This window comes from Pseudohaliea sp. (genome assembly GCF_054552115.1).
Genome location: NZ_JBTOLW010000004.1, coordinates 22,774 through 47,013, shown reverse-complemented (window position 1 = coordinate 47,013; position 24,240 = coordinate 22,774). Strand labels below are relative to the sequence as shown.

Here is a 24,240-nt window from a genome sequence, read left to right as displayed (position 1 = left end):
GTGGAACGGATCCAGCCCCAGCGCACCGATGGTCTCGCCGCCCCCTATTTCGCCGGTTGCCGGGAGGGTGAACTGCGCCTGCAGCACTGCGCCTCCTGCGGCCACTGGCAGTTCTACCCGCGCCCCTTCTGCACCGCCTGCGGTGCGGAGGAGCCGGCCTGGGAAGCCGCGAGCGGCCGGGGCGCGGTCGCCAGCTTCTCGGTGGTACGCCGGGGGCTGTCGCCCGCTTACGAGGCGCCCTACACCGTCGCGCTGATCGATCTCGCCGAGGGGCCGCGCATGATGTCGCTCATCACCGGCTGTGAACCGGAAGCCGTAACGGTCGGTGCTCCGGTCACCGTCTGTTTTGAACCATGGTCTGAGGAACTTTCCCTGCCGGTGTTCCGGCTGGACGAAACTGGAGGTGTGAAATGAACGCCGATGCAATTCCCGTCGCCATCATCAACCCCGATGCGCCCGCGGACTCCCTGGAAGCCAAGCAGCCCTATATCGACAACGGCGTCGAGCGGGCCGGCAAGGAGGGCTACTTCAGCCGCGAGTACATGCAGAAGGAATGGGACCGGTTGTGGACGCAGAGCTGGCTGATTGCCGGCGTCACCGCGGACCTCGAGAAGGTCGGCGACTACTTCCTGTTCAACATCGGTGACGAGTCCATCATCGTCACGCTGACCGAGAACGGGGTCCGCGCGTTCTACAACGTGTGCAGCCACCGCGGGGCGCGCCTGCTCTCGGAGGAACGCGGCAATCGCAAGGTCATCGTCTGCCCCTTCCACAGCTGGAGCTTCAACAACGATGGCAGCCTGCGCCGGATCACCGACGAGGAGACCTTCCGCCCCGAGGTGGTCGCCCACCGCCCCGGCCTCAAGGCCGTGCATTGCGAGGTCCACGCCGGCATCGTCTTCATCAACATGTGCGAGGGCGAGGCGCCGCCGCTGGCCGAGGCCATCGGTCTTCCCGAGGGCTACCTCGAGGCCTACCGCATCGACCGCATGAAGGTCGTGCGCCACGTCCGCAGCGAGTGGGGTGCCAACTGGAAGGTCGGCGTGGAGGCGTTCTACGAGAGTTACCACCTGCACGCGGTGCACCCGGAGACCCGGGGGGTCATGGGCGACCTGAACGTGCAGTATGACCTCTACCCGAACGGTGCGAGCCGCATGATCGTGCCTCTCGGCCAGCCCAGCCCCCGTGCCGCGGATCAGACCACGGTGAACGAGGGGCTCAAGGCCATGCTCAAGGACGCCGGTCTCGACCCCACGGGGTTCGACGGTACGGCGGCCGACGTGCGTCGCGCCATCCAGCAGGCCAAGCGCGAGCGTTCCGAGCGGCTCGGCCTCGAATACGAGCGCTTCACGGACGGCCAGCTTTCCGACAGCTGGGCGACCGGCATCTTTCCGAACGTGCAGATCGGCTGCCACCCGGAGGCGGTGTTCCTGATGCGCTTCATTCCCCACGAGACGGACCCGGAGCGCTTCTACTACGACACGATGACGCTGATGCTGCCGGCGGAAGATCCGGACTACTGCCCGCCGGACTGGATGGGCCTGCCGGAGGATACGGATGTGACCGGCGCCGTGCGTCCGGCCACGGAGCACTACACCCTGGAAGAAGACCCGCAGCTGGGGCTGGTGCTGAGCCAGGACGCTTCACTGCTCCCGGTGGTGCAGCAGGGCATGCGTTCCCGCGGCTTCGCCGGCCAGCTCTGGGGTGAGCAGGAACAGCGGCTGCGCCACTTCCACGTGGAACTGGAGCGCCGGCTGGCCGGGTCCTAGGCCCGGCGCGGCAGCTGTTGGTGAGCAGGTAGTAGCACAGGTAACTCGTCTAGCATGATCGCAAGCGTCAAATCGATTACAGGCATAGCCAATAAAGGAGCATAACAATGCAAGCGCAAGCCCCGAAGAATCGCTGCCGCAGCTGGCAGCGCACGAAGCTGGCCCTGGCCGTTGCCATGGCCCCGGCCCTCTCGCTCACGGCTGAAACCGCCCTGGCCCAGGCCGCGAGTGACAGCAAGCTCGAGGAGGTCCTCGTGACCGCGACCCGGCGGGCGGAGACGGACATCCAGACCACGCCCGTGGCGGTCACTGCCGTGACCGGCGCAGAGGTCGACCGGTTGGTCCCGACCGACCTGGGCGATGTGCTGGTCTATGCGCCGAACGTGGTGAATGGCAAGCAGCCGGGTTTCAACTCGGCGAACTTCGCCATCCGCGGTGTCGGCCAGAACGGCATCATCCTCTACTTCGAGAACCAGGTCGGCGTGATCGTAGACGACATGGTGATCCCGCACATCCAGACCGCCAACGTCGACATGCTCGATATCCAGAGCGTGGAGATCCTGCGCGGCCCGCAGGGCACGCTGTTCGGGAAGAACACCACCGGCGGCGTCGTCAACGTGAAGACCAACCGGCCGGAGCTCGGCGAGAACACGCTGAGCGTCCGCGGCCAGGTCGCCGAGTTCGGACGCGTGGAGGGGCGTGCCATCGCCAACCTGTCCCTCGGTGAGAACGCGGCTTTCCGCGCCGCGGTGCTGAAGGCCGAGTCCGATGGCTACTATGAGAACGGCGCCTCCTACGGCCCGGTTGCCGACTTCGGCGTGAACTACCCCCTCGTCGGCGCCACCGGCCAGGGCGACGGCAGCGACATCGGCGGCGCCGACATCCTCTCCGGCCGCTTCAAGTTCCGCTGGCAGCCCACCGATGGCCTGGACATCAACCTCGCCTACGAGATGGTGCGCGACCGTGGCGACACGCCGCCCTCGGTGAACGAGACGCCGGACGGCGCCTATGTGTTCAACGCGCTGGGCTTCACCCGGGACCCCGGCGGTGACCGGGTCAAGGTTGCCGGGGTGACCAACCGCGAGGGCGTGCTCATGCAGATGGGCAGCAAGGGCCACGAGATCGACGTGGACGGTCTCTACCTCAACGTCGACTGGGAGATGAACGACGCCTACACGCTGAGTTTCTTCGGCGGCCGCCGCGAGACGGACTCCTGGCTCTCCAACACCTACACCGGTGAGGTCGGCCCGGTTTCCCTGTTCGATGCGACCCGGCAGGACGAGCGCGAGACGACGCAGCTGGAGGCGCGGATCTCTTCGGACCTTTCCGGTCCCTTCAACTTCGTCGCCGGCGCCTTCTACCAGGAGGACGAGGCGCTGTTCTCGGTGGCCCAGGTGCTGGGCTTCGTCGACATGACCCTCGACGCGGCGGCGCTGTTCGGCGATCCGCAGTTCTTCAACAACAACCCGCAGGTCCTTTCCAACGGCCAGGACGGCGAGGCCATGGCCATCTACTTCGACGGCACCTGGCAGATCAACGAGGCCTGGTCCCTCGGTGCCGGCGTGCGCTACACGGAAGAGGAGAAGGAGTGGACCGGCCGCAACCAGGTCTTTGTCCAGGCCCTCAATGGTGGCTTCGACCCGAACTTCACCTGGCGTGAACTGGGCCAGCCCCTGAACGCCGCGGACTTCGAGCGCTTCCCCACCGGGGTGGTGCGGGACGACGAGAAGTGGGAAGAGCCGACCTGGCGTGTCACCCTGGGGTACGAGCCGACTGACAGCCTGTACTTCTACGGTACCTATGCGCGCGGCTTCAAGAGCGGCGGCTACAACGACCAGACCGGCACCGGCGGCAACCCGATCGAGCCGATCCAGGCCCGCCCGACGGACCCGGAGACCGCCGATTCCTACGAGATCGGCATGCGCTCTGACTGGATGGACGGCCGCCTGCGCCTGAACCTCACCGGTTTCTACGTCACCTACGACGATTCGCAGCAGCAGCTGCTGGCCGAGATCGAGGCAGACCGGGACGGCGACGGCATCAACGAAAGTACCTTCCAGGAGACGCGCTTCTTCAACGCGGCCGAGATCGAGGTCTACGGCATGGAGTTCGAGGGCGCCTGGCGGCTGACCCCCAACTTCCGCGTACAGGGCAGCCTCGGCTGGCTCGAATCGGAGTTCAACGAGTTCCAGGCGGACACGGACTTCGACGGCTCGATCGATACGGTGCTCGACGGCAACCCAGTCGCCCGGGCGCCGGAGTGGACCTATAACGTCGACTTCCTCTACGACCACCGCTTCATGGGCGGCAACGTGGACTGGAACCTCAACGTGAACTACGTCGACGAGGCGACCTACGCCTACACGGCGGTGCCCGACACCCCGGACGGCATCACCGACGAGCGCACGCTGGTCAACGCCGCGGTGACCTTCCGCCCGGACAACGGCTCCTGGTGGGTGCGTGCCTTCGGCAAGAACCTCACCGACGAGGAGTACCGCCTCGGTGAACTGCCGGTGGCCAACCTCTGGGTCATGTCCTACTACGGCCAGCCGGTCACCTTCGGCATCGAGGGTGGCATGGACTTCAGCTGGTAAGCCCGGCTGACCTGCCCGGTGGCGGCCCGCGGGCCGCCACAGGCCTGTTTCAAAGCCGCTCGCTGCGGCGCCCCGGGGCAGCAGGGCAGCGGCGGCGTCTTCAACCTTCAGCCCGATCGGGGTAAAGGCCTTGAGCGACATCATTCTCCACCATCACGATCCGTCCCCCTTTGCCGAGAAAGTGCGCCTGGCGCTGGGCCTCAAGGGGCTCGCCTGGCAGTCGGTGCAGATACCCATGGTCATGCCCAAGCCCCAACTCACGGCACTGACCGGGGGCTACCGCAAGACGCCGGTGCTGCAGGTGGGGGCGGACGTGTACTGTGACACCCGGCGCATCGCCCTGGAGCTGGAGCGTCGTTTCCCCGGGCCGGGCCTCTTTCCCGCCGGCTCGGAGGGCGTGGCGCTGGCACTCGGCTACTGGAGCGATACCGCGCTGTTCCAGCCCGGTGCGGCGCTGTCCATGGGGACCAACGAGCAGATCCCGGCGCCGGTCCTCGAGGACCGCATGGCGTTCTTCGATTTTCTCGAGGACGATGACCTCTGCGCCCCGCCGGACCATTTCTTTTCCCAGTTCGTCGCGGGCCTTGCCCAGCTGGAGCGCATGCTGGCCGACGGCCGGGACTGGCTTCTCGGCGATGCGCCGGGCTGGGCGGATGTCGCCTGCTACAGCCCCGTGTGGATGTGCCGGGGCAACATCGCGGGGGGCGACGGTCTGCTGGCGCCCTTTACCCGGTTGCGCGAGTGGGAAGCGCGGGTGGCTGCACTCGGCCATGGCGAGCGCGGTGAACTCGATGCGGAGGCAGCGCTCGCGGTCGCCCGTGAAGCGGAGCCGATGACCCGCCCGGCGGTGGGGGATGACGCCTGGCCGCGCCTGGCGGTGGGTACCCCTGTGCAGGTGGCGCCCGATGACTACGGGCGCGACCCGACGAACGGCACACTGCTGGTGCTGGACGCCGACGAGATTGCCATCGCCCGCGAGGAGGGACCGCTCGGGCGCGTTGTTATCCACTTCCCGCGGGCGGGGTACCGGGTGGATCCGCTGCCTTGAGCATCCGCAGGCCAGCCCGCCGGCGGTGCGCTTCAGGCGCTGAAGGCCTCGCGCAGTCTTGCGCAGAGCCACGCCTGCGCCGTGTCCGCCTGGCCGAGGACACCGGTCATGCCGAGGAAGCCGTGGATCATCCCCGGGAAGTCGCGGTAGGCCACGGCGACGCCAGCAGCCTCGAGGTGCCTCGCATAGGCAGCGCCGTCGTCTCGCAGGGGGTCGTACTCCGCCGTGAGGATGGTCGCGCCGGGCAGTCCCGTGGCGTCGCCGGCAAGTGGTGCCGCCAGGGGGTTTTCGCGGTCCGCCGCTGTCGGCAGGTACTGGTCCCGGAACCAGCGCATCATGTTGCGGGTGAGGAACAGGCCCTCGCCGTGGCGCCGGTAGGACTCCGTATCGAGGTCAGCGCCCGCGACGGGGTAGACCAGCACCTGGTGGCAAAGGGCGGGGCCGCCGCGGTCCCGGGCCAGCAGGCAGAGCGCCGCGGCGAGATTGCCGCCGGCGCTGTCACCGGCGACGGCGATGCGCGCCGGGTCGAAGCCGAGGGTCGGCGCCACCTCGGCCGCCCAGGCGGTAGCGGCATAGCAATCCTCGAGGGCGGCCGGGAACGGCGCCTCCGGGGCCAGCCGATAGGCGACCGAGGCAAAGGCGGCGCCGCTGCCGGCGCAGAGCCGGCGTACGGTCTCGTCATGGCTGTCGAGGTTGCCGACCACCCAGCCGCCGCCGTGGAAGAACATCACCAGCGGGTGCGGCCCGGGCCCTTCGGGCACGTAGAGGCGCACCGTGATCGCGCCCCCGGGCCCGGGCACCGACCTTTCATCGATGGCGCCCACGGGTGTCGGTGGATCAGCCGGCGGGAACACCGACGCCGCGCGCAGGTCCTCGAGGCTCGACGTCTCGAAATCGGGGAACCCCTCCTGCTCGAGCCGGGCAAGCAGCGGGATGACTTCCGGGTCAAGGGCCATGGCTTCTCTCTGCCCGCGTCGGGCGTCCGCGTCGGGGAAAAACCCATGGTACCGCAGCCTGCCAGCGTCGCGGCAGCGCCGCCGGTTACTGAACAGCGATAAGAGGACACCACCATGTTGTCAGCCCTTTCCCCTCCCTGGCTCCGGCGGCGCTGCGGCCCCGGCCTGCTGGCCGCGGCACTGGTCGCCGGGGCTTTGCCGGCGGCGGCCGAAACGCTGGATGGTGCCGACGTCTACGAGCGCCATTGCGCGGCCTGCCATGGCGGCGCCGTCAAGAAAGCACCGGAGAAAACCATGCTCCAGCTCATGTCGGCCCGGGTGATCCTGGCGGCCATGGAAGAGGGCATCATGCAGCCCCAGGCCTCGGCGCTGAGCCGGGGCGAGCGCGAGGCAGTTGCCGAGTACCTCTCGGGGCAGGAGCTCGCGGCGGTGCCGGAAGCGGTCGCCCCGCGCTGTGAGCAGCCGGTCATCGAGCCCGGCGCCGTTCGCGTTGGTGCCTGGGGCGTGAGCGCCGGTAACCAGCGCCACTTCCCGCCCGCTCTGGCCGGCATGACCGCCGCGGATCTCGACAGGCTCGAGCTGAAGTGGGCCGTGCGCTTTCCGGATGCCATCCGCGCCCGCTCGCAGCCCGCGGTCGCGCATGGCAACGTCTACCTTGGCAGCCAGAGCAGTGGCGTGGTCGCGCTCGATGCGAGGCGCGGCTGCCTGCGCTGGCAGTTCCCCACGGTGGCCGAGGTGCGCACCGGCATCGTCGCCGACCCGGACCCGGCCAGGCCCTACCTCTATTTCGGTGACCTGGTGGGCTACGTCTATGCCATCGATGCGCGCAGCGGTGAACTGATCTGGCGCGATCGCCCGGACGATCATCCGAGCCTCACCATCACTGCCGCCCCGGCGCTCCACGATGGCGCGCTGTACGTTTCCCTGTCTTCCCTCGAGGTCACGGCGGCGGCGGACCCGGGCTACGAGTGCTGCTCCTTCCGCGGCGCGGTGGTCCGCTACGATGCCCACAGCGGTGAGCGCCGCTGGAAGTCCTACACGATCCCCGAGCCGCCCGCGCCGGCTGGCACGAACCCCGCCGGGACGACGATCCTCGCACCCTCCGGCGCGCCCGTGTGGAACACGCCGAGCATCGACCCCGCCCGGGGCCGTCTTTACGTGGGTACGGGCGAGAACTATTCCTCACCCGCGGAAGGTCACAGCGACGCCATCATCGCCATGGACCTGTCGGACGGCGCCATCGCCTGGGTGACCCAGGTCACCGAGGGCGATGCCTGGAACATCGCCTGCGAGCTCGAGGAGGATGCGAACTGTCCCGAGGAGGACGGCCCCGACTATGACTTCGGCGCGGCGACGATTGTCGCCCGCACCGCTGACGGCCGGGACGTGGTCCTCGCGGGACAGAAGTCGGGCAAGGTCTATGCGCTGGACCCGGACAAGGGCGGCGCGGTGCTCTGGGAGCGCAAGCTCGGCCGCGGCGGTATCCAGGGCGGCGTCCACTTCGGCATGGCGGTCGCCGGTGATGCCTTCTATGTGCCCATGTCGGATTTCTACGGCGGCCCGCGCTGGCCCGGGGAAGCGCGCCCGGGCATGTACCGGCTGGATGTGGCCACCGGTGAGACGGTCTGGTTCCACGCTCACGAGGACCGCTGCGGGGAGCTCAAGCACTGCCAGCCGGGCATCTCGGCACCTGCGTCGGCGATCGAGGGCGCGGTGCTGGCCGGCGCCATGGACGGCGTGCTGCGCGCCTACGACGCGGAGAGCGGCGAGCTGATCTGGTCTTTCGACACCGTTCGCCCCTTCGAGGCCCTCGGCGGCTACGAGGGGCGGGGCGGCTCCTTCGGAGGCGCGGCCGGGCCGGTCTTCGCCGATGGCATGCTCTATGTCAATTCCGGCTACGGCATCTACGAGCACATGCCCGGGAACGTCCTGCTGGCGTTCGGGCCGAAGGCGCCGGTGAACGCACCGGAAAAACCCCGGTGAAAGCTCCGGTAACAGCTCCGGCGAAAGCTCCGGTAACAGCTCCGGCGAAAGCGCCTGTCAGCGGCGCCGCTCGCGGTGCAGCTGCGCCATGAGGCCGAAGAGCGCGAGCACGTCGTTCGGTGACGTGTCGCCCGCGAACTCCTTGTAGAGCACGGTGACGTTGACGGCGATGCGCTCGGCATCGCCCCAGCTGTCGTAATCGGTGAGGTTGATGTCCCGCGCTGCCTCCAGCGCCGGCATGCCGGCGTCGTAGCGCTTGCGGGCCTCGTCCCGAAGATAGACGAGGTAGTCGCGCACCGCCCGCACGCCGCGGGCATCGGTGATCGGGCCGTGGCCCGGCACGACGAGAGCCGGGTCCAGGGCCAGGATATGGTCGCAGGCGTCCAGCCAGTTCTGCACCGGCCCCGCCCAGAGGATGGGATGGCCCTCGATGAACAGGATGTCGCCCGTGTAGACAAGGCGCTCCGAGGGGACCCAGGCAATCACGTCACCGGCCGTGTGCGCCGGGCCGACCTGCTTCAGGTGTACATGCTTGTCGCCGACCGCGAGGTCGAGTTCGCCCTCGAAGGTGCGCGTTGGCAGGCGCTGCTCGATACCGTCGAAGTCGAAGCGGCCGAAGCAGTGGAGGAAGAACTCGCCCACCTCGCCAAGGGCCGGCGCCTGTTCCCGGAGCCCCTGCATCATGGCGGGGCTCTCGTGAGGCATTTCCTCCGCACAGGCGCGCGAGGCGATGATGTCCGCCTCGGGGACCAGCGCATTGCCGTTGCAGTGATCGCCGTTGGCGTGCGTGTTGACAAGCTGGTTGATCTGCCTTGCGGCGGGGGTGACATCGCGCATGGCGGCGAGCATGTCGGCGGTGAGGCGGTGGTCGAAGAGGGTGTCGACGAGCAGTGACTGGTCGCCGTCGGTGACCAGGCCCGCATTGGACCAGCCCCAGCCGCCGTCGGGTTGCAGCCACGCCCAGCTGCCGTTACCGAGTTCCGTGAGCCCATGGTGGTAGGCGCGTACGCCGAGGGCGTTGTTGCTCATGGCGCGGTTCCTTCCGAAGGCGGGCGCAGCGCAGTCAGGCCGGTGCCGGGTCGGTGCTGCGGCGACCGCGCCGCGCGCCGCGCCGGTCCCCGTTGCCGCTGGTGAGGTAGAGCTCGCTCTGCAGGCCGACGCCGAGGCGCCGGTCCGTGCCGGACTGGCGCCGGTCCGCGTGGGTCTGCAGGCGACAGCCACAGCGCCGCCCGTCGCAGTCGCGGAGGGGAACTCCCGGGGCCTCGTCGCGCAGGTAGCGCCTGCCGGCAGCGCGCCGCGCCGCATCGCAGGCGATCGCGGCCGGCTCCACGGAGACGGCAGCGAAGGGCCCGGTGTGCTGCTGGGAGGCCGGTGACCGGCGGCTCGGGCGGGCCCTGTCGCCGCTGCGGCCTCTGCCCAGGAGATAGAGCAGTACCGCGACCACGGTGAGGGCAGTAAGGGTGTAAGCGAGCATGCGGCGGTCCTCTCCTTGACCGAGTTCCCGCCAAGCTAGCGCCGTTCGCCGGTCGCTGCAACCACGGCAGGAAAGGCCTCAGCGATTGCGCCCGAGGCGTTCGTGGGCATCGACCCACTCGTTCTGGCGCGTTTCCTTGTCGACCCGGGTCGCGGCGCCCAGGGAGAGCTCCCCGGCCACGACCAGCCCCGCGGCGATTTCCGCCAGCTTGAGCGCCTTGCCCTTGCCGTGGCAGTCCATGATCTGCAGGCACTCGCGCTGCGTCGGCAGGTTGGTGCCGCCGCCGTAACTGGCGACGATGAGCGCCGGCAGGGTCACGGAGAAGAAATAGTCGCCGTCCCGGGTCACCCGGTTGTAGGTCGTGCACTGGTTGGATTCGCCGATATTGGCGATGTCCTGGCCCGTCGCCAGGTACAGCGCGGCGAGGCCGTTGGCCGGGTGCGCCGCATTGTTTGACGAGTGGGTGAGGAAGGAGGCGAGCGTGGTGATTCCCTGGCCGTAGTGCATGGCCTCGGGCGTGATACGCAGGTTCCGTTCCAGTACCTCGCGGGGGATGGTGATCTCCGCGGTGACGCGACGGCCGCGCCCCTTCAGGGAATTGACCGCCGAAGTACGCTTTTCCGTGTCGAAGTTGCCGGACAGGAGGTAGTTCTTAAGCTTCGGGTACTGCTCCCGGATCCACTCGCAGGCCACGAAGGTGGCGCGGCTGGTCATGTTCTGGCCAGCGGCGTCGCCCGTCGAGTAGTCGAAGCGCGTGAAGACAAAGTTGTGCGCGTTGTAGTGCTCGATCTCGCGCAGTTTGCCGACGGAGGTGGTGCTTTCCGCCACGGCGCGGATGTCGTCTTCGTGCGCCACGAGCCACTGCTCGAAGTCGCGGGCATCGCGCGCATCGCGGAACACGAAGCACGGCGCCCGCTGCATGGCCTCGCCGGCAACGGTAGTGGTGACACCACCGGCCTCGCGGATAACCTTCATGCCGCGGTTGTAGCTGGCCAGCATGGTGCCCTCGACGGTGGCCATGGGGACGTAGAATTCCCCCTGCGCGTGTTCGCCATTGACCAGCAGCGGGCCGGCGAGCCCGATGGGGACCTGGGCCACGCCGAACAGGTTCTCGATATTGCCCGCCATTTCCGGCGGCTCGAAAGAGTAGCGCCGGGTGTGCTCGAGGCGCGCCGGTGTGTTGGCCTCGATGAAGGCCTGGCGCTCGGCGATGATTTCGTCGCTGTAGTCGTTGTCTGCGGAGCGGGGGATGCGTTTGCTCACAGGGTCCTCCTGCTGTGTCCTGCTGGGGGGTTTGGGCCGTGTCCTGCGCCGTGCCGCCGCGGTGGCTGCGGCCGGCCGTGCTACCCGGCGCCGACGGCGCCGGGCCGGAGGCTTCAGCCGAAGACGAAGAAGGCGATCTTGTTGCCGTCCGGGTCGCGCACGTAGGCGCCGTAGAACATGTCCGGGATGCGCTGGCCGGGCTCCCCGTCGCAGCTGGCGCCCAGCTCGAGGGCCTTGCGGTAGAGCTTGTCGACGTTTTCCTTGCTGCCGGCCTTGATGGCGACCATATTGCCGTTGCCGGGGTGCGCGGGTTCGCCGTCGTAGGGGACGCAGACGGCCACCATGGGTTCATCCATGCTGGTGCCGATCATGGCAATACGGTCCATGTCGAAGAGTACCCTGGCGCCAAGGTCGGCGAGGAGGCTGCCATAGAAAGCCTTGGCGGCGTCCATGTCCTTCACGCCGAGGGTCACATATCCAATCATCCGCTATTCTCCTGTTGTTGTCGGTCCGGGCTCACTCCCGCGCGGCACAGTCTAGCGCAAAAAGCAGCGCCGGCGCCCGGCCCATGGACTTGGGCGCCCGCGGGCGGGAGACTGCAGCCATGGAAAGCATGGATCCGGATTTCTTCCACCTCGCGGTAGCGCTCGGGATCGGCCTGCTCTTCGGCGCCGAGCGCGGCTGGCAGCAGCGCTCGGCCCCCGATGGCGGCCGTGTCGCCGGGGTGCGTACCTTCGGGCTCATCGGTCTCCTGGGGGGCGCCGCGGGACTGCTGACAGGGGAGGGTGGTGCGCTCCTCCTCGGCCTGGTGTTCCTGGGGCTGGTGGCCACGCTGACCGTCGCCCACGTGGTGGAAGCACTGCACACACCGGATATCAGTATCACCAGCCTGGCGGCCGGGCTGCTCGTCTTTCTTCTCGGCGCCCTGGCGACCCGGGGGCAGGCGGGCCTGGCCGCCGCTGCGGCGGTGGTGGCGACGCTGCTCCTCAGCTACAAGCCGACGCTGCACCGCTGGCTCGGCACGCTGGAACTGAAGGAACTGCGCGCCGGTATCCTCATGCTCCTGCTCACGGTGGTCGTGCTGCCGGTGCTGCCGGACCGGGGCTTCGGGCCCTGGCAGGCACTCAATCCGCACGCGATCTGGTGGATGGTCATCCTCATCGCGGGCATCTCCTTCGTCGGCTATTTTGCGGTGCGCATCGCGGGAACGCGCCGGGGCCTGCTGGTCACCGGTCTCGCTGGGGGGATCGCCTCCTCCACGGCGCTCACGCTGCAGCTGTCGCGGGCCGCGCGCGGCAACGACGCCGCCGTGCCCGCGCTGGCCAGCGGGGTGCTCCTCGCCTGCGGCACCATGCTGCCGCGCATGCTGCTGGTGGCAACGCTTCTCAACCCTTCACTTCTCGAGCAGCTCGCACTGCCCGCCCTCGCCATGGGCCTGGTGGTCTACCTGCCCATCGGTTTCTACTGGCGCCGCGCCCGCCATGCCCGCGTGGATCTGCCGTCGCCGCTGAAGAACCCTTTCGAGTGGCGGGCGGCGCTCGCTTTCGGTGCGCTGCTCGCGCTCATCATGCTGCTGGGCGAGGCCCTGCGGCAGGCGTTCGGCGAGGGCGGCGTGATCGCACTGGCTGCGGCCTCGGGGATCACCGATGTCGACGCGATCACCCTCTCCCTCGCGCGCATGAGCAGCGGCGAGCTCGCCACCGAGGTGGCGGCCTTCGCCATGCTGCTGGCGGCGGCCGCCAACAACGCGGCCAAGGGTGTCCTGGCCTGGGTGCTCGGCGGCCGCTCCCTGGGCCTGCGGGTGGGCACGGTGCTGCTCGCCAGCAGCTGTGTGGGCGTTGCGGCGGCGCTGCCACTGCTGGGGTCATGAGCCCGAGCGTGCCGGCGCCGGCAGTTCCTCTCCTTGAGCCGCGGTGCGGTCCCCGCGTATCCTTGGCGCTCCTCCCAGGGTCACGGGTCGTATGCTCGAGCAAGTCGCGATCGCCGCCATCTTCCTGTGCCTTTTCACCGGTCTCCTGTTCACCAGCGTCAAACCCGTCGCGCTGTTCACCGGCGCCATGGCGCTTGCCTACCTCCTCGGCCTCGTCGATACCGCGCAGCTCCTCGACAAGGCGTCCAACACCGGGCTCGTGACGCTGGTGCTCCTGCTCCTCGTCTCCGTGGGCCTTGAAAAACTGAGCTGGCTCGAACGCCTGTCCACGCGACTCGTCAACGGAAGCTATCACCGCAGTCTCCTGCGCCTGTGCACGGTGACGGGCCTGTTTTCGGCGTTCGTCAACAACACCGCGGTGGTGGCGACGCTGGCTCACACAGTGCGTGCCAGCCGCGAACACCTGCCGTCGCGGCTGCTCATGCCGCTGTCCTACGCGGCGATTCTCGGCGGCACCACGACCCTCATCGGCACGTCCACCAACCTGATCGTGAGCAGCTTCCTCGAGGACGTCAGCGGGGAGGGACTGCCTTTCTTCGCCTTCCTGCCGGTCGGGGGCTGCGCAGCCCTGGTCGGATTGCTGGTGATCCTGCTGGCCTCCCGGCTGCTGCCGTCGCACCGCCGGGAGGCGGTGCGCATGGACGAGTACCTCGTGGAGGCGGAGGTCGGGGCGGCTTCCACCCTCGTGGGCAGGAGCATCGCCGAGAACGGCCTGCGGGAACTGGAGGACCTCTTCCTGGTAGAGATCGTTCGCGGCGACCACCTCATCTCCCCCGTGTCGCCCCAGGAATACATCGAGGCCGGCGACAAGCTGATTTTCTCCGGCGATATAGCCCGGCTGAAGGTGCTCGAGCGCTTCCCGGGGCTTTCACTCTTCGCGGTGGAAGAGGGCCTGCTGCGCGGGAATCTCACCGAGGTGATTCTCCTGCCCGGCGCCACGGTGGAAGGTCGCACCATCAAGGACAGTGGGTTCCGCTCGCTCTTCGATGCGGCGGTGGTCGGGCTGCGGCGGGGCGGCAAGCGCCTGTCGGGCAAGCTCGGCAGCATCACCCTCCAGGCCGGCGACAGCCTCATGCTTGCCGTCGGTGCGGATTTCGCCTCCCGGCGCAATGTCGACAAGAACTTCCTGGTGGTGGATCAGAACGCGCTGAGCCGGCCCACGCGGCCCTGGCAGGACCTGTTCATGAGCGCGGGCCTGCTGCTCGCGGTGGCCCTCGCCGCGCTGGAACTGGTTCCGCTCATCAAGAGCCTCGCGCTCCTGCTCATGGCCATGGTCGGGCTGAAGATCGTGCGGGCGAGCGAGCTGCGCCGTCGCTTCCCCTTCGGTCTCTGGCTGATCATCGCCTCGGCCCTCACCCTGTCGCAGGCCCTGACCAATACCGGGCTGGTGGCACTGCTGGCCGACGGTCTGCACGGCGCCGTGGCCGGGCGCGGGCCGCTCATTGCCCTCGCCGGGGTTTACCTTGGCACGCTCGTGATGACCGAGGCCATGACCAACAACGCCGCCGCGGCCCTCGCCTTTCCTGTCGCCTATGGTCTGGCCGTCAGCTACGGACTGGACCCGACACCCTTTGCCCTCGCCGTGGCTTTCGGCGCCAGCGCGAGCTTCCTCACCCCCTATGGCTACACCACGAACCTGATGGTGCAGAACCTCGGCAGCTATGCCTTCGTCGACTACCTGCGCTTCGGCTTTCCGGTCACGCTGGCCTATTCGGCCACGGTCCTCGTGCTGTTGCCGGTGTTCTTTCCCCTGCAGCCCGCCTGAGGTTCAGAGCCGCGCGAGGCGGTCCAGGTAGGGCAGGTGCTCACGCCCCACGTCCGCGTCGGCACCGGTGCCGCCCGGGCGGTTGTCCGCGCCCAGGGTGTAGAGACGGTAGTCGCGCTGCGAGCGTCCGCCGAGCCCGACCTCGTAGCGATAGGCGTTGCCCCAGGGGTCCTTGGGCAGTGCCGGGAGAAACGCGCCCGACGGCGGTACCAGTTCCTCCAGGCTGCCGAAGGGGACGTCACCTTCTGCCGCAGCATGGGCGGCGATGGCGTCGCTGAGGGCGCGCAGATCCGCGTGAATCCTGCCGAGTGCTCCGCTGCCGTTCTCCCAGGGTCCCATGCCGAGTTCCCGCTCAAGTGCGGCCGCAGGCTCCGTGGTACAGAAGAGAGCCAGCTGCTGCGCGCTCGGGCGGCGGTAGGCGGTGCCGCCCGTATAGATGAAATCGTGGGTCTCTGTGCGCAGGCCCTCGAGATCCGGCGCCGTGTAGCGCCCGCAGACAACCGCGCCGGGATACTGGCGCAGGTCGCTGAAGCTCGTGCCGTGGGGGGAGGGCAGCGCCGCAATGACGGCGTCCTGTGCCTCCTGCTGCAGCGAGGCACAGCCGGCGAGCAGGGTGACGGTAAGGAGAAGGGTCGGGGGCAGTCGCATGAGACCTCCAGCAGCGGGTATTCGGGCGTGCGGGCGCGCAGTATGGAACCCGCGTCCGGCATCGGCAAGCCTGCGCAAAAAGGGCTGAACAGTGGACGCAACGGGCGTCCACCTCAACGCCGGGGACTGCGATGCTGGCATGGACGGCTACCGGGAGGAATGCGCCATGGCGCCAGCAACGCGACCGATGCTACTACTGGCCCTCGGCCTGCTCGCCGGCGGCTTGTCCGCGTCGGCGCGGGCGCAGCTGCCGCTCAACATCGAGGCGCTCCTCGTCAGCGAACGCCGCGTGACGGCAACCCTCAGCGGCAGTCGCGCCAGCCACCGGGAGCCCGTGCTCCGCCCCGGCGCGGGCGGGCCGACGCTCGCCTGGCGTGAACTGGCGGTGGAGCAGGCGGTGCTCGGCCTTCGCTACGGCCTGACCTCACGCCTGGAGGTGAATGCGCAGTACCAGCGCAGCACGCTGCGCTGGGACGTCGATGCGCAGTTCGCGGGCGCGGGCAGCGGCGAGCAGCTCGTGCTCGGCGCCAACTGGCTGGCGGCTCGCGGTGCCGGGGGCTCGCTGCTGCTCGACGCGCGTATCGCCGCGCTCGGCCGGCCCCTGGGGGCGGAGCAGGGCTGGCGGCGTGGTGCCGGCGGCAGCCTGGGAGCAACCTGGTACCGTCCTCTGGACCCGGTCGTGCTCTCCCTCGCCGCTCGCTACCGCCGGGATATTTCCCGGGACAGTGCTCTCGGCCGCCGCCGTCCCGGTGACCGCTTCTCCGCCGATGCCGCCGTGAACTTTGCCGTCAACGACCGGGTCACGCTCATCGGCGGCTTCGGCATCCAGCGCCGCGAGCCGGACCGTCTCGCCGGGCACGCCGTGGGTGGAACACGCCTGCGTACGACCGTGGACGCCGGCCTGGCCGTGAGTCCCTGGACGCGCGGGACGGTCTTCCTTCGCGGCTGGCTGCCGCTGGGTGCAGCCGACGGTGACGGTTCGCTGTCCATCGAACTTTTACAGGAGTTCTGACCCCGGGCGACCGCCCGGGATGCCCAATGATGATCATGGAGGATCATGCGATGAAAAAACGAACCAATCCGCTTTATTCCCTGCTTGTCGCCGGCAGTCTCGGTGTGATGGCGACTACCGCGGCCGCCGGTCCCGCGAAGGCGGCGGATCCGCTGCAGGCGTCCTTTGCCGGTCTTGCCCCCGGGGCGGTCAAGGCGTTGACAGCCACGGAACTGGACGCTACTAAAGGGCAGTGGCTGCCCGCCTTCGTGTTCGGCGTCGTCGGCGCCGACCTTGCCCTGTCGGCGTACTTCTGGGGCGTGTACGTTCCCAACTACGCGGCCGCGAGTGGAGGGTGCCCGAGTTGCGCGGCAAGCTCCACGAACCTACAGTGAAACGACTCCGCGGCCCCCGGGGCCGCGGCTCAACGGCAACCCATGGCCCCTGGAGGCGCGCCGATGAAACACCCCCTGAGAGAGTTGATCGAAGCGCGGGAACGAGAGGTCGCCTATCGGGCGCGGCGCGATTTCTACTGGCGCTACTGTTTCGGCACGAGCCTTATCTACCTCTCGGCGCTGCCCTGCGCCGCGATCCTGTGTTTCCTGTCCGGCCAGCCGGTGGCTGGCATGGCATGCCTCGCGGTGTTCGCAGGCGCGTTCGGTGTGGGCAGTATCACCTGCGCCGTCCTTGCCCACCGCTGGGCAACACGCGAACCGGCGGACGCCGGCACCGGCAACGCCGTCGAGGGTCTGGCCCGCGGCTGACGCTGGCGGCGGGCGCCGTCCTGGCGCTGGCGTTCCCCGGCGGGCCGCCCGCTGCGGTCGCCTTCGAGAGCTGGGTCGCCCGGCGCGATGCCGGCGTGGTGCGCCAGCAGCGCGACTTCAGCTGCGGCACCGCGGCCCTGGCGACGGTGCTTACCCACTACTTCCTGCAACCGACGAGCGAGGCGGAACTCCTCGATGCGCTGCTGACGACCGCGGGCAGCGAGGGCCTGCTTCGCCAGGGCGTGTCCCTCGGCGCGCTTGCGGGCCTGGCGGAAGCGCGCGGGTTCGCCGCGCGCGGCGTTGCGGTCAGCCCCGGTGCGCTGAATGCGCTGCGGGCGCCGGCTATCGCGTGGCTGGCGCCGCGGGGGCAGCCGCATTTCGCGGTGCTGCGCGGCATCTCGCCTGATGCCGTGGAGCTGGCCGACCCCGCGCGGGGCAATGTCCGGGTGCCGCGCGCGGTCTTCGAGCGCGACTTCCTCGCTGAGGATGGACGGGGACGCCTGCTGCTTCTGGCGGCGCCGGCCGGGGCGCCGGTCGCGGCGGATTATTTCGGCCTGCGCCGTCCGCTGCCGCGCCTGCGCCCGCCCTAGTCGCGGAGCTCGCAGAGCGCAAGGTCCAGGCGCTCCCGCAGTTCCGCGGTCGTGTCACGCTGCGCGGCACCCGTGATGATCGCGGTGCTGGCGCGCTCCGGCACCAGGTATTCGGAGGTGACGCGGAGGAGGTCGTCGTGGGTGACCGCCAGCACCTGCTGGCGGAAGGCCATGCGGCGCTCGTGGCTGCGGCCGAAGCGGCGGTTGTGGAAGTCCTGCCGCGCCTCACCGGCCGGTGAGCCGGGCTTGTCGAAGCTGGCGATCACGCCGAGGATCGCCTCCTCGAGGGCGCCCGGGTCCGGTGCCCGCTCCTGCAGCCAGCGCACGGACGCGTCGAAATCGTCGAGCGTCTCCGAGAGGCGCGGGTCGCGATAGGAGAAAAAGCGGAAGGCCGCGATGCTGGAATCCTGGGAGGCGCCGCCGCCGTAGGCGCCGCCCTGCTCGCGGATCGCCCGGTGCAGGAAGCCGTTGCGCAGGTAGGCCGCGAGCACCGTGAGAGCGGCCGCATCCGGGTGCCCCACGGGCACCGTCGGATAGGCCCGCGCGCAGAAATTCACCTGCGTATTGGTCAACCAGCACTCGCCGCGGCGTTCCTGCACCGGGGCCAGGGCAAGGCCGTGGCTCGTCGTCGCCGGCAGGGCGGCGTCGAGCAGCCGGGCCGCGTCGAGCAGTTCCTCCCGGCTGCCCGGCTCCGTTACCGTCAGCAACTCCGGGCGCACTGCCGTGAGGCGCTCGTGCAGCCGACCGAGCCGACCCGCGAAGGCCTGGAGCTCACTGTCGCTGCCGAGGCTCCGGTCGAGGGCACGCAGGCTGCGCAGGCCGGCGAGGCCCGAGGAGCGGTGCTGCAGCCGCGCCATGGGGCTCATGCCCGCGCAGGCGGCCGCCATGGCGAGGCTGTGCCCCTGCCCGGTCACGGCCTGCTCGCGCCGGGCGCGCTGCTGGGCGACGAGCTCGCGCAGCCGCGGCAGCTCGTCGAAGCGCAGCGCCTCCCGCGTGTCGCGCATGAGGGCGAGCTGGTCATCGGCCTTGCGCTGCAGCGCCTTGCTCGACAGCACGAGCCTGGCCCGGACCTGCTGCGCGTCGTCGACATCGCCGCGCATGCTCGTGTACACGTTGATGCCGCCGACGGCCGCCGACTGGCGGTGCTGGGTCTCGAGGTAGTCCGCTCCGCCGAGGCCCAGCTCCGTCGCCGTGCCCGTATAGTGCGGCAGCAGGGCCAGCTCCTCGTCGTCCAGGTCCGGCAGTGGCGCCACCAGTTGCTGGTACACCAGCCCGTTGGTGGCCGTTTCATAGGTGGTGACCGGCAGCCCGGCCGCCTCGTCCTCGCGATAGGCCAGGCGCGGCAGCTCTGCCGGCACGTCCTCGAGGGTGACCTTCGGCAGCAGGCTGGCATCGTCGTCGGCCGCCTGCCGTGCCTTCAGGGCGGCGGCGCGCTCGATCACGGCCTCTTCGCCGGCGGCATCGAGCGCTGCGCGCCGGGTTGCCAGGCGCGCCTTTTCTTCCTCGTCCCGGCGGGCGGACAGCTCCGGGTCCGGCGTCATTACCAGGGTGACGCGGTGCGGGTTGTCGAGGAGCAGGCGCCGGGCAAGGGCCGGCAGGTAGCCGGGATCGCCGATCCTGTCCCGCAGCGTTTCCAGCGCCGGCTCGAGATCCAGCACGGCGATGGGGTCGCTGTAGTGGGTAGCGCTGCCGATGGCCTGCATCATGAGGCTGAGACCGTAGGGGAAGCCGTCGCCGCCAACCTCCCGCTGGTGCAGCTCGAGCTGGTGCAGCACCGCTTCCACCTGGTCCTGGGGAACGCCCTCCCGCGCAACCCGCTCGAGGGTATCCAGCACCAGGGCCTCGATGGCGTCGGCGTGTTCCGCTTCGCTGCCCTCGATGCCGCAGCAGAAGACCATTTCGCGCATGCCATCCTCGAGCCCGCAGAGCGGCGAGGGGGCGCTGCCGAGGTCGGTGGTTTCGAGCGCGTGCTGCAGCGGCGAAGCGCTGTTCTCCAGCAGCACGCTCGTGAGCAGCTGTGCCTCCAGCATGGCTTCGAGATCCGCGCTTTCGCCGAGCATCCAGCCGAGGACCACGTGGGTCTTGCCGGCGAGGTCGTCACCCTCGTCGTAGGCATAGGGTGCGTTCACCCGCTTTGGCGCCGTGAAGCGCTGCTCCGCGGTGACGGCGACAGTCTCGTCGAGCTTCTCGAAGCGGCTGAGGGCGCGCTCCTCGAACACGGCCTGGTGCTCCTCGGCCGGGATGTCACCAAAGGTCATGAAGATCGCGTTCGACGGGTGGTAATGGCTGCGATAGAAGGCTGTCAGCTGCTCGTAGCTCAGCGAGGGGATGTCGGCCGGGTCACCGCCGGAGTTGTAGTGGTAGGTACTGGTCGGGAACAGGTGCTCGCAGAGCGTCTGCCAAAGCGTGGCGACCGGCGAACTCATGGCGCCCTTCATCTCGTTGTACACCACGCCGCGGTAGACGAGGTCCGTCGACGGGTCGTCGGGCTCGGCGAACTCCACCCGGTGCCCTTCCTGGGCGAAGTCCAGCGGGTCCAGGCGGGAGAAGAAGGCCGCGTCCAGGTAGACGTCGAGGAGATTCGCGAAGTCCTTCCGGTTCTGGCTGGCGAAGGGGTAGGCGGTCCAGTCCGAACTGGTAAAGGCGTTCATGAAGGTATTCAGCGAACGCCGGAGCATCATGAAGAACGGGTCGCGCACCGGGTAGCGCTCGCTGCCGCAAAGCGCGGTGTGCTCGAGGATGTGGGCGACGCCGGTGGAATCCTCGGGCACGGTGCGGAAGGCGACCAGGAAAACATTTTCCGGGTTGTCCGTGGCGAGGTGGTAGTGCAGCGCGCCGGTCTCCCGGTGCACGAAGTGCTGCACGGTCAGGTTGAGGGCGGGGATGCGGGCTTCCCGGACACCCTCGAAGGCCGGGTGTGCGACCGGGCGGCGGGTCTCTGCAATGTTCATGGCGCTCCGGTAATCAGCGGATGAAAGGACGCCATTGTAGCGTCATTGCAGGTCCCTTGCGCGCGTCCCCGCAGGCGCCAGCTCGATGCGGTAGAGCCACGGCCAGTACTTCCCCGTTACCCAGATCTGTCCGGCGCTGTCGCGGGCGATGCCGTTGAGCACGTCCGTGCCGCGGTGCCGCTCCGGGAGGGGCAGCAGGCCCGTCAGGTCGACCTCGGCCTCGACCCGGCCGCTGGCGGGGTCGATGATCGCGATGCGGTCCGTGGTCCAGACATTGGCCCAGAGCCGGCCGTCGATCCATTCCAGTTCGTTGAGCCGCCGCAGGGGCTTTCCGTCGCGCCGCACGATCAGCTGGCGGGTTTGTTGCAGCGTGGCCGGGTCTAGGAAGTGTACCGTTGCGCTGCCGTCGCTGTAGATGAGCGAGCTCCCGTTGTGGGTGAGGCCCCACCCCTCTCCGGGAAGCGTGAAGCGGGCGAGCGGCTCGAGGTCCGTTGCGTCCCAGGCGATACCGAAACCGCTGCGCCAGGTAAGCTGGAAGATGCGGTCGCCGTAGCGGGTGATGCCCTCGCCGAAGAGCCGCGGCGGCAGGCGCCGCTCCTCGAGCAGGGTCATGGCCGGGAAGGCATAGCGGCGGATGCGGGACCGGCCGTACTGACCGGTCCCTACGAGGAGCGTGTCGCCGTCGAACTCGAGGCCCTGGACGAAGTTGTCCCGGGGCAGGGGGCGCTGCTCGAGAACCCGGTAGCCGTACTGCGTCGGCGCCTGGGCCAGCGCGGCGCTGGCGAGGAAGCCGAGGAGAGCGATGGCGGCAAGGCGGATCATGGGGTGCCCCCGGTACGGACCAGTGCGCGCAGTATAAAGCGCGCCGGGGCGAGAGCGCGCGCCAGGGACCGCGGCAGCGGCGGTGGCTCGCCGCAGGCCTGGCTGGCGATGAGCTCCGCCGCCAGCGGCGCGCTGCAGAGGCCCCGGGAACCGTGCCCCGTGCTCAGGTAGAGGCCGGGCCTGAAGGGTGCGCGCTCCGGTACCACTGCCCGGGCATTGCGGGCGAGGATGGCGTAGCGCTCGCGGAAGGCGTTGGGCTCGGGCGCCGGGCCGGCCAGGGGCAGGTAGTCGGGCGCGCCGCAGCGCAGCTCCGCGCGACCGTCGACCGCAGCCGGGTCCACGGACCGGAGCGCGGGGGCCCAGGCCGGCACGGCCTCGGCCAGGGCCTCCAGGTTGTGCCGGTGCTCCGCCTCGCGCAGCGACCGGTCCGGGTCCCCGGGGGCAAAGCTGGCGCCGAAGTTCAGGGTGCCGGCCTTCGCTGGCGTGACGTAGCCGCCGTGGCAGAAGGGCGCACGGAGCGTGCCCGGCACCGTCTTCGCCGGCAGCGAGCTTACCTGGCCGCGGATCGGCCTGAGCGGCAGCCAGTCAAGGTCCGCGAGGTTCGCACTGGCGGTGCCGGCGGCAATGACCGCGATCTCGGCGGCCCAGCGGCGGCCATCGGCGGCCAGCGCCTGCCAGCGGCCGTCCTCCCGGGCGAGGGCGACTTCGCCGCAGTGCGTCTCCACTGCGATTCCCCTGCCTGCCAGCAGGGCCTGACAGGCCGCGGCGGGCTGCAGCCAGCCGGAGTGCGGCAACCAGAGGCCGCCCTCGGCGGGGGTCACGCCCAGCCGCTCCGCGGCGGCCGCCGGGTCCAGCACCTCGGCGAGCTCGGGGACGGGCGCGAGGGCCGGTGCCAACTGCTCGAGGCGGACCTTGGGCCCGGCCATCTGGAAGCATCCGCCCAGCTCGCCGTCTTCGCCAGCGCGCAGCCTGCCCGCGTCGAACAGCGTCCGGTAGTGGCGGGCGGCGTCGAGGTAGCCGAGCAGGGCGATATCCGTGAGCGGCGCGTGGCGGTGCGACAGTCGGGTGAACAGTACGCCCTGGGCATTGCCCGACCCGCGCCCGGCCACGGGCCCGGCCTCGAGTACGGTGACGGCTACGCCACGCCGTGCGAGGGCGGCGGCGGCACAGGCACCGGCGATGCCCGCGCCGATGACCAGGGCGCTCGATGGCGCGGTTGGCGCCGTCTCGGGCAGGTCCCAGGGCGTGCCGTTCTCCTCCGCGACGGGCGGGGCGCCGGCAAGCTGCCCGTGCAGCGACTCGCGCTTGCTACCGAAGCCCTCGCGCTTTGCCATTGCGAAACCGGACGCGGCGAGACCGCGGCGGACGTGGCCGGCGGCGGTAAAGGTGGCGACCGTCGCGCCGGGCCTGCTGACGCACGCGAGATCACGCCACAGCGCCTCCTCCCACAGCGCCGCGTTCTTCGCCGGCGCGAAGCCGTCGAGATACCAGGCGTCGAACCAGCGGCGGCCGTGGCCGGCGAGCTCCGCGAGGGCCGCGCCGGCATCGCCCCAGCAGAGGTCCAGCACGATGCGGCCGTCGTCGAAGAGCAGGCGGTGGATGCCGGGGACCGGTGGCGGGTACTGCTCCGCCAGCGCCGCGGCCGGCGCGGCGAGGGTCGGCGGCAGGGCAGCGGCGCAGCGCGCCAGGTCCGCCGCGCGCAGGGGCTCGGCCTCCACGGCCCAGTAGTGCAGTCGCAGCCCGGCGGGCGCCTCCCGGCGCAGCGCGGCGACGGTCACCAGGAAATTGAGGCCCGTGCCGAAACCGAGCTCCCCGATGCGAAAGACGGGCGCATCGTGCCGCTGCCAGCGCCCCGGGAGCCCGCTGCCTGCGAGGAACACGTGCCGGCTCTCCGCCGGCCCGTTCGCGGGGGAGAAGTAGATATCGCCGTAGCGGCGGGAACGCGGTGCGCCTCCGGGCTCCCAGTCGAGCTCGGCGGTGGCCAGGGGGCGCCAGGGGGCTTGCTGTGGGTCCATCGCTGTCGCAGGGCCGGCGGGGTGAGGCGCGCAGGATAGCAGAGGCGGGCGCTGGCCATGGCCGGCTGCAGCGTTTAGACTCGCGCCTCTTTCCTGCACGCGACAGGCGCGAGACCAGCATGGCCGGGACCCAGACGCATACGCTTCCCACGGACAAGTTCCTGACCCTGTCCGTGAACCTGCTGCACAAGGTATTCCTCGAGGCGACCCGTACCGAGGCCAAGAACCTGTACCGCGAGATCAGCGGGGGGAGCCAGGTGCCGCTGACCCGGGTGCGCATGGAGGATGGTTCCGAGGTTCGCTTCGAGGTGGCCCTGGACCACAGCGAGTACCGCGGCCGGCTCAATTTCGGCGCCTTTCGCGCGGGCGTGACCCTGCTTGTGGCCAACATCGCCGATGCCCTGCGCGAGGAAAAGCCGGTGAAAACCTTTCACGCCGAGCACGATCCCAACGTGGTTATCTTCGGTGTTAGCGCGGTCACGGTAGAGGAGGGCGAGCCCAGCGTGCTCGTGCTCGGTGCCGATGCGGGCAGCGGCCAGCCTTCCGTAGTGCTGCAGCTCATGTACCTCGAACAAGGCCAGTTCGCCGAGCCGTCGGGCACCGGTGGGCCCGCGGAACCGGCAGCCACCCAGACCGCCAACGACCCGGCTGGCGGACCGGTCAGCGACAACGGCTGA

General features: G+C 69.7%; 21 protein-coding genes. 12 read left to right on the top strand and 9 right to left on the bottom strand.

Annotation, left to right across the window (positions count from 1 at the left end):
- The 4 genes from ACX93N_RS03400 (at window position 1) to ACX93N_RS03385 (ending at window position 5,411) form a co-directional block, all read left to right on the top strand.
- The gene (locus ACX93N_RS03400) at window positions 1–414 is read left to right on the top strand and encodes a Zn-ribbon domain-containing OB-fold protein (RefSeq protein WP_459426986.1); all 414 of its coding nucleotides are present in this window, start codon (window positions 1–3) and stop codon (window positions 412–414) included.
- Entirely contained in the window at window positions 411–1,769 is a 1,359-nt protein-coding gene (locus ACX93N_RS03395) for an aromatic ring-hydroxylating oxygenase subunit alpha (protein ID WP_459426985.1), read from the top strand. Before ACX93N_RS03400 ends, ACX93N_RS03395 begins: the two co-directional genes overlap by 4 nt.
- Window positions 1,770–1,876: 107 nt before the next feature.
- The gene (locus ACX93N_RS03390; RefSeq protein ID WP_459426984.1) at window positions 1,877–4,363 is read left to right on the top strand and encodes a TonB-dependent receptor; all 2,487 of its coding nucleotides are present in this window, start codon (window positions 1,877–1,879) and stop codon (window positions 4,361–4,363) included.
- A gap of 130 nt (window positions 4,364–4,493) precedes the next feature.
- Window positions 4,494–5,411, top strand: coding sequence for a glutathione S-transferase family protein (locus tag ACX93N_RS03385; RefSeq protein ID WP_459426983.1), 918 nt, complete (start codon window positions 4,494–4,496; stop codon window positions 5,409–5,411).
- Between the two features lie 32 nt (window positions 5,412–5,443).
- On the opposite strand, the gene ACX93N_RS03380 is transcribed toward ACX93N_RS03385, so the two are convergent.
- The gene (locus tag ACX93N_RS03380; RefSeq protein WP_459426982.1) at window positions 5,444–6,367 is read right to left on the bottom strand and encodes an alpha/beta hydrolase; all 924 of its coding nucleotides are present in this window, start codon (window positions 6,365–6,367) and stop codon (window positions 5,444–5,446) included.
- A gap of 114 nt (window positions 6,368–6,481) precedes the next feature.
- Here ACX93N_RS03380 and ACX93N_RS03375 point away from each other — a divergent pair, with 114 nt between their 5' ends.
- Window positions 6,482–8,350, top strand: a complete 1,869-nt coding sequence (locus ACX93N_RS03375) for an outer membrane protein assembly factor BamB family protein (protein ID WP_459426981.1) — start codon at window positions 6,482–6,484, stop codon at window positions 8,348–8,350.
- A 57-nt stretch (window positions 8,351–8,407) separates the two neighbouring features.
- Here the strand turns inward: ACX93N_RS03375 and ACX93N_RS03370 are convergent, their stop codons facing one another.
- The 4 genes from ACX93N_RS03370 to ACX93N_RS03355 form a co-directional block, all read right to left on the bottom strand.
- On the bottom strand, window positions 8,408–9,379 hold the full coding sequence (locus ACX93N_RS03370) for an MBL fold metallo-hydrolase (RefSeq protein WP_459426980.1): 972 nt from the start codon (window positions 9,377–9,379) through the stop codon (window positions 8,408–8,410).
- 34 nt (window positions 9,380–9,413) lie between these two features.
- Window positions 9,414–9,824: a hypothetical protein gene (locus tag ACX93N_RS03365; RefSeq protein WP_459426979.1), complete on the bottom strand. Its 411-nt coding sequence runs from the start codon at window positions 9,822–9,824 to the stop codon at window positions 9,414–9,416.
- Window positions 9,825–9,902: 78 nt separating this feature from the next.
- Window positions 9,903–11,087, bottom strand: coding sequence for a hydroxymethylglutaryl-CoA reductase (locus ACX93N_RS03360; protein WP_459426978.1), 1,185 nt, complete (start codon window positions 11,085–11,087; stop codon window positions 9,903–9,905).
- Window positions 11,088–11,200: 113 nt separating this feature from the next.
- Window positions 11,201–11,572 carry a VOC family protein gene (locus tag ACX93N_RS03355; RefSeq protein WP_459426977.1) on the bottom strand — a complete coding sequence of 124 codons (372 nt, stop codon included), beginning with the start codon at window positions 11,570–11,572 and terminating at the stop codon, window positions 11,201–11,203.
- Between the two features lie 119 nt (window positions 11,573–11,691).
- On the opposite strand from ACX93N_RS03355, the gene ACX93N_RS03350 reads away from it, so the two are divergent.
- A complete protein-coding gene (locus ACX93N_RS03350; RefSeq protein ID WP_459426976.1) occupies window positions 11,692–12,957 on the top strand; it encodes an MgtC/SapB family protein in 1,266 nt (421 codons plus the stop codon).
- 91 nt (window positions 12,958–13,048) lie between these two features.
- Complete coding sequence (locus ACX93N_RS03345) at window positions 13,049–14,782, top strand: SLC13 family permease (RefSeq protein ID WP_459426975.1); 1,734 nt, start codon at window positions 13,049–13,051, stop codon at window positions 14,780–14,782.
- A gap of 3 nt (window positions 14,783–14,785) precedes the next feature.
- On the opposite strand, the gene ACX93N_RS03340 is transcribed toward ACX93N_RS03345, so the two are convergent.
- Window positions 14,786–15,430 carry a type II secretion system protein GspG gene (locus ACX93N_RS03340; protein ID WP_459426974.1) on the bottom strand — a complete coding sequence of 215 codons (645 nt, stop codon included), beginning with the start codon at window positions 15,428–15,430 and terminating at the stop codon, window positions 14,786–14,788.
- 91 nt (window positions 15,431–15,521) lie between these two features.
- Between ACX93N_RS03340 and ACX93N_RS03335 the strand changes: the two genes are divergently transcribed.
- The 4 genes from ACX93N_RS03335 to ACX93N_RS03320 all read left to right on the top strand — a co-directional run bounded on the left by ACX93N_RS03335 (window position 15,522) and on the right by ACX93N_RS03320 (window position 17,775).
- A complete protein-coding gene (locus ACX93N_RS03335) occupies window positions 15,522–16,442 on the top strand; it encodes a hypothetical protein (RefSeq protein WP_459426973.1) in 921 nt (306 codons plus the stop codon).
- A 26-nt stretch (window positions 16,443–16,468) separates the two neighbouring features.
- Entirely contained in the window at window positions 16,469–16,816 is a 348-nt protein-coding gene (locus tag ACX93N_RS03330; protein ID WP_459426972.1) for a hypothetical protein, read from the top strand.
- A gap of 63 nt (window positions 16,817–16,879) precedes the next feature.
- The gene (locus ACX93N_RS03325) at window positions 16,880–17,185 is read left to right on the top strand and encodes a hypothetical protein (RefSeq protein ID WP_459426971.1); all 306 of its coding nucleotides are present in this window, start codon (window positions 16,880–16,882) and stop codon (window positions 17,183–17,185) included.
- A 95-nt stretch (window positions 17,186–17,280) separates the two neighbouring features.
- Window positions 17,281–17,775: a C39 family peptidase gene (locus ACX93N_RS03320; RefSeq protein WP_459426970.1), complete on the top strand. Its 495-nt coding sequence runs from the start codon at window positions 17,281–17,283 to the stop codon at window positions 17,773–17,775.
- Here the strand turns inward: ACX93N_RS03320 and ACX93N_RS03315 are convergent.
- The 3 genes from ACX93N_RS03315 to mnmC are packed head-to-tail and all read right to left on the bottom strand — an operon-like array spanning window position 17,772 to window position 23,563.
- Complete coding sequence (locus ACX93N_RS03315; RefSeq protein ID WP_459426969.1) at window positions 17,772–20,726, bottom strand: insulinase family protein; 2,955 nt, start codon at window positions 20,724–20,726, stop codon at window positions 17,772–17,774. The two genes, ACX93N_RS03320 and ACX93N_RS03315, sit on opposite strands and share 4 nt — an antisense overlap.
- 42 nt (window positions 20,727–20,768) lie before the next feature.
- Window positions 20,769–21,548, bottom strand: a complete 780-nt coding sequence (locus tag ACX93N_RS03310; RefSeq protein ID WP_459426968.1) for a glutaminyl-peptide cyclotransferase — start codon at window positions 21,546–21,548, stop codon at window positions 20,769–20,771.
- On the bottom strand, window positions 21,545–23,563 hold the full coding sequence (gene mnmC / locus ACX93N_RS03305; RefSeq protein WP_459426967.1) for a bifunctional tRNA (5-methylaminomethyl-2-thiouridine)(34)-methyltransferase MnmD/FAD-dependent 5-carboxymethylaminomethyl-2-thiouridine(34) oxidoreductase MnmC: 2,019 nt from the start codon (window positions 23,561–23,563) through the stop codon (window positions 21,545–21,547). Before mnmC ends, ACX93N_RS03310 begins: the two co-directional genes overlap by 4 nt.
- 119 nt (window positions 23,564–23,682) lie before the next feature.
- Here mnmC and ACX93N_RS03300 point away from each other — a divergent pair, with 119 nt between their 5' ends.
- Window positions 23,683–24,240, top strand: a complete 558-nt coding sequence (locus tag ACX93N_RS03300; protein WP_459426966.1) for a hypothetical protein — start codon at window positions 23,683–23,685, stop codon at window positions 24,238–24,240.

Bases quoted from the DNA above. Each gene is read 5' to 3' on its own strand.
- ACX93N_RS03395 (WP_459426985.1), top strand. From the start codon at position 411: ATGAACGCCGATGCAATTCCCGTCGCCATCATCAACCCCGATGCGCCC.
- ACX93N_RS03390 (WP_459426984.1), top strand. From the start codon at position 1,877: ATGCAAGCGCAAGCCCCGAAGAATCGCTGCCGCAGCTGGCAGCGCACG.
- ACX93N_RS03380 (WP_459426982.1), bottom strand. From the start codon at position 6,367: ATGGCCCTTGACCCGGAAGTCATCCCGCTGCTTGCCCGGCTCGAGCAG.
- ACX93N_RS03375 (WP_459426981.1), top strand. From the start codon at position 6,482: ATGTTGTCAGCCCTTTCCCCTCCCTGGCTCCGGCGGCGCTGCGGCCCC.
- ACX93N_RS03370 (WP_459426980.1), bottom strand. From the start codon at position 9,379: ATGAGCAACAACGCCCTCGGCGTACGCGCCTACCACCATGGGCTCACG.
- ACX93N_RS03365 (WP_459426979.1), bottom strand. From the start codon at position 9,824: ATGCTCGCTTACACCCTTACTGCCCTCACCGTGGTCGCGGTACTGCTC.
- ACX93N_RS03355 (WP_459426977.1), bottom strand. From the start codon at position 11,572: ATGATTGGATATGTGACCCTCGGCGTGAAGGACATGGACGCCGCCAAG.
- ACX93N_RS03350 (WP_459426976.1), top strand. From the start codon at position 11,692: ATGGAAAGCATGGATCCGGATTTCTTCCACCTCGCGGTAGCGCTCGGG.
- ACX93N_RS03345 (WP_459426975.1), top strand. From the start codon at position 13,049: ATGCTCGAGCAAGTCGCGATCGCCGCCATCTTCCTGTGCCTTTTCACC.
- ACX93N_RS03340 (WP_459426974.1), bottom strand. From the start codon at position 15,430: ATGCGACTGCCCCCGACCCTTCTCCTTACCGTCACCCTGCTCGCCGGC.
- ACX93N_RS03330 (WP_459426972.1), top strand. From the start codon at position 16,469: ATGATGATCATGGAGGATCATGCGATGAAAAAACGAACCAATCCGCTT.
- ACX93N_RS03325 (WP_459426971.1), top strand. From the start codon at position 16,880: ATGAAACACCCCCTGAGAGAGTTGATCGAAGCGCGGGAACGAGAGGTC.
- ACX93N_RS03315 (WP_459426969.1), bottom strand. From the start codon at position 20,726: ATGAACATTGCAGAGACCCGCCGCCCGGTCGCACACCCGGCCTTCGAG.
- ACX93N_RS03310 (WP_459426968.1), bottom strand. From the start codon at position 21,548: ATGATCCGCCTTGCCGCCATCGCTCTCCTCGGCTTCCTCGCCAGCGCC.
- mnmC (WP_459426967.1), bottom strand. From the start codon at position 23,563: ATGGACCCACAGCAAGCCCCCTGGCGCCCCCTGGCCACCGCCGAGCTC.
- ACX93N_RS03300 (WP_459426966.1), top strand. From the start codon at position 23,683: ATGGCCGGGACCCAGACGCATACGCTTCCCACGGACAAGTTCCTGACC.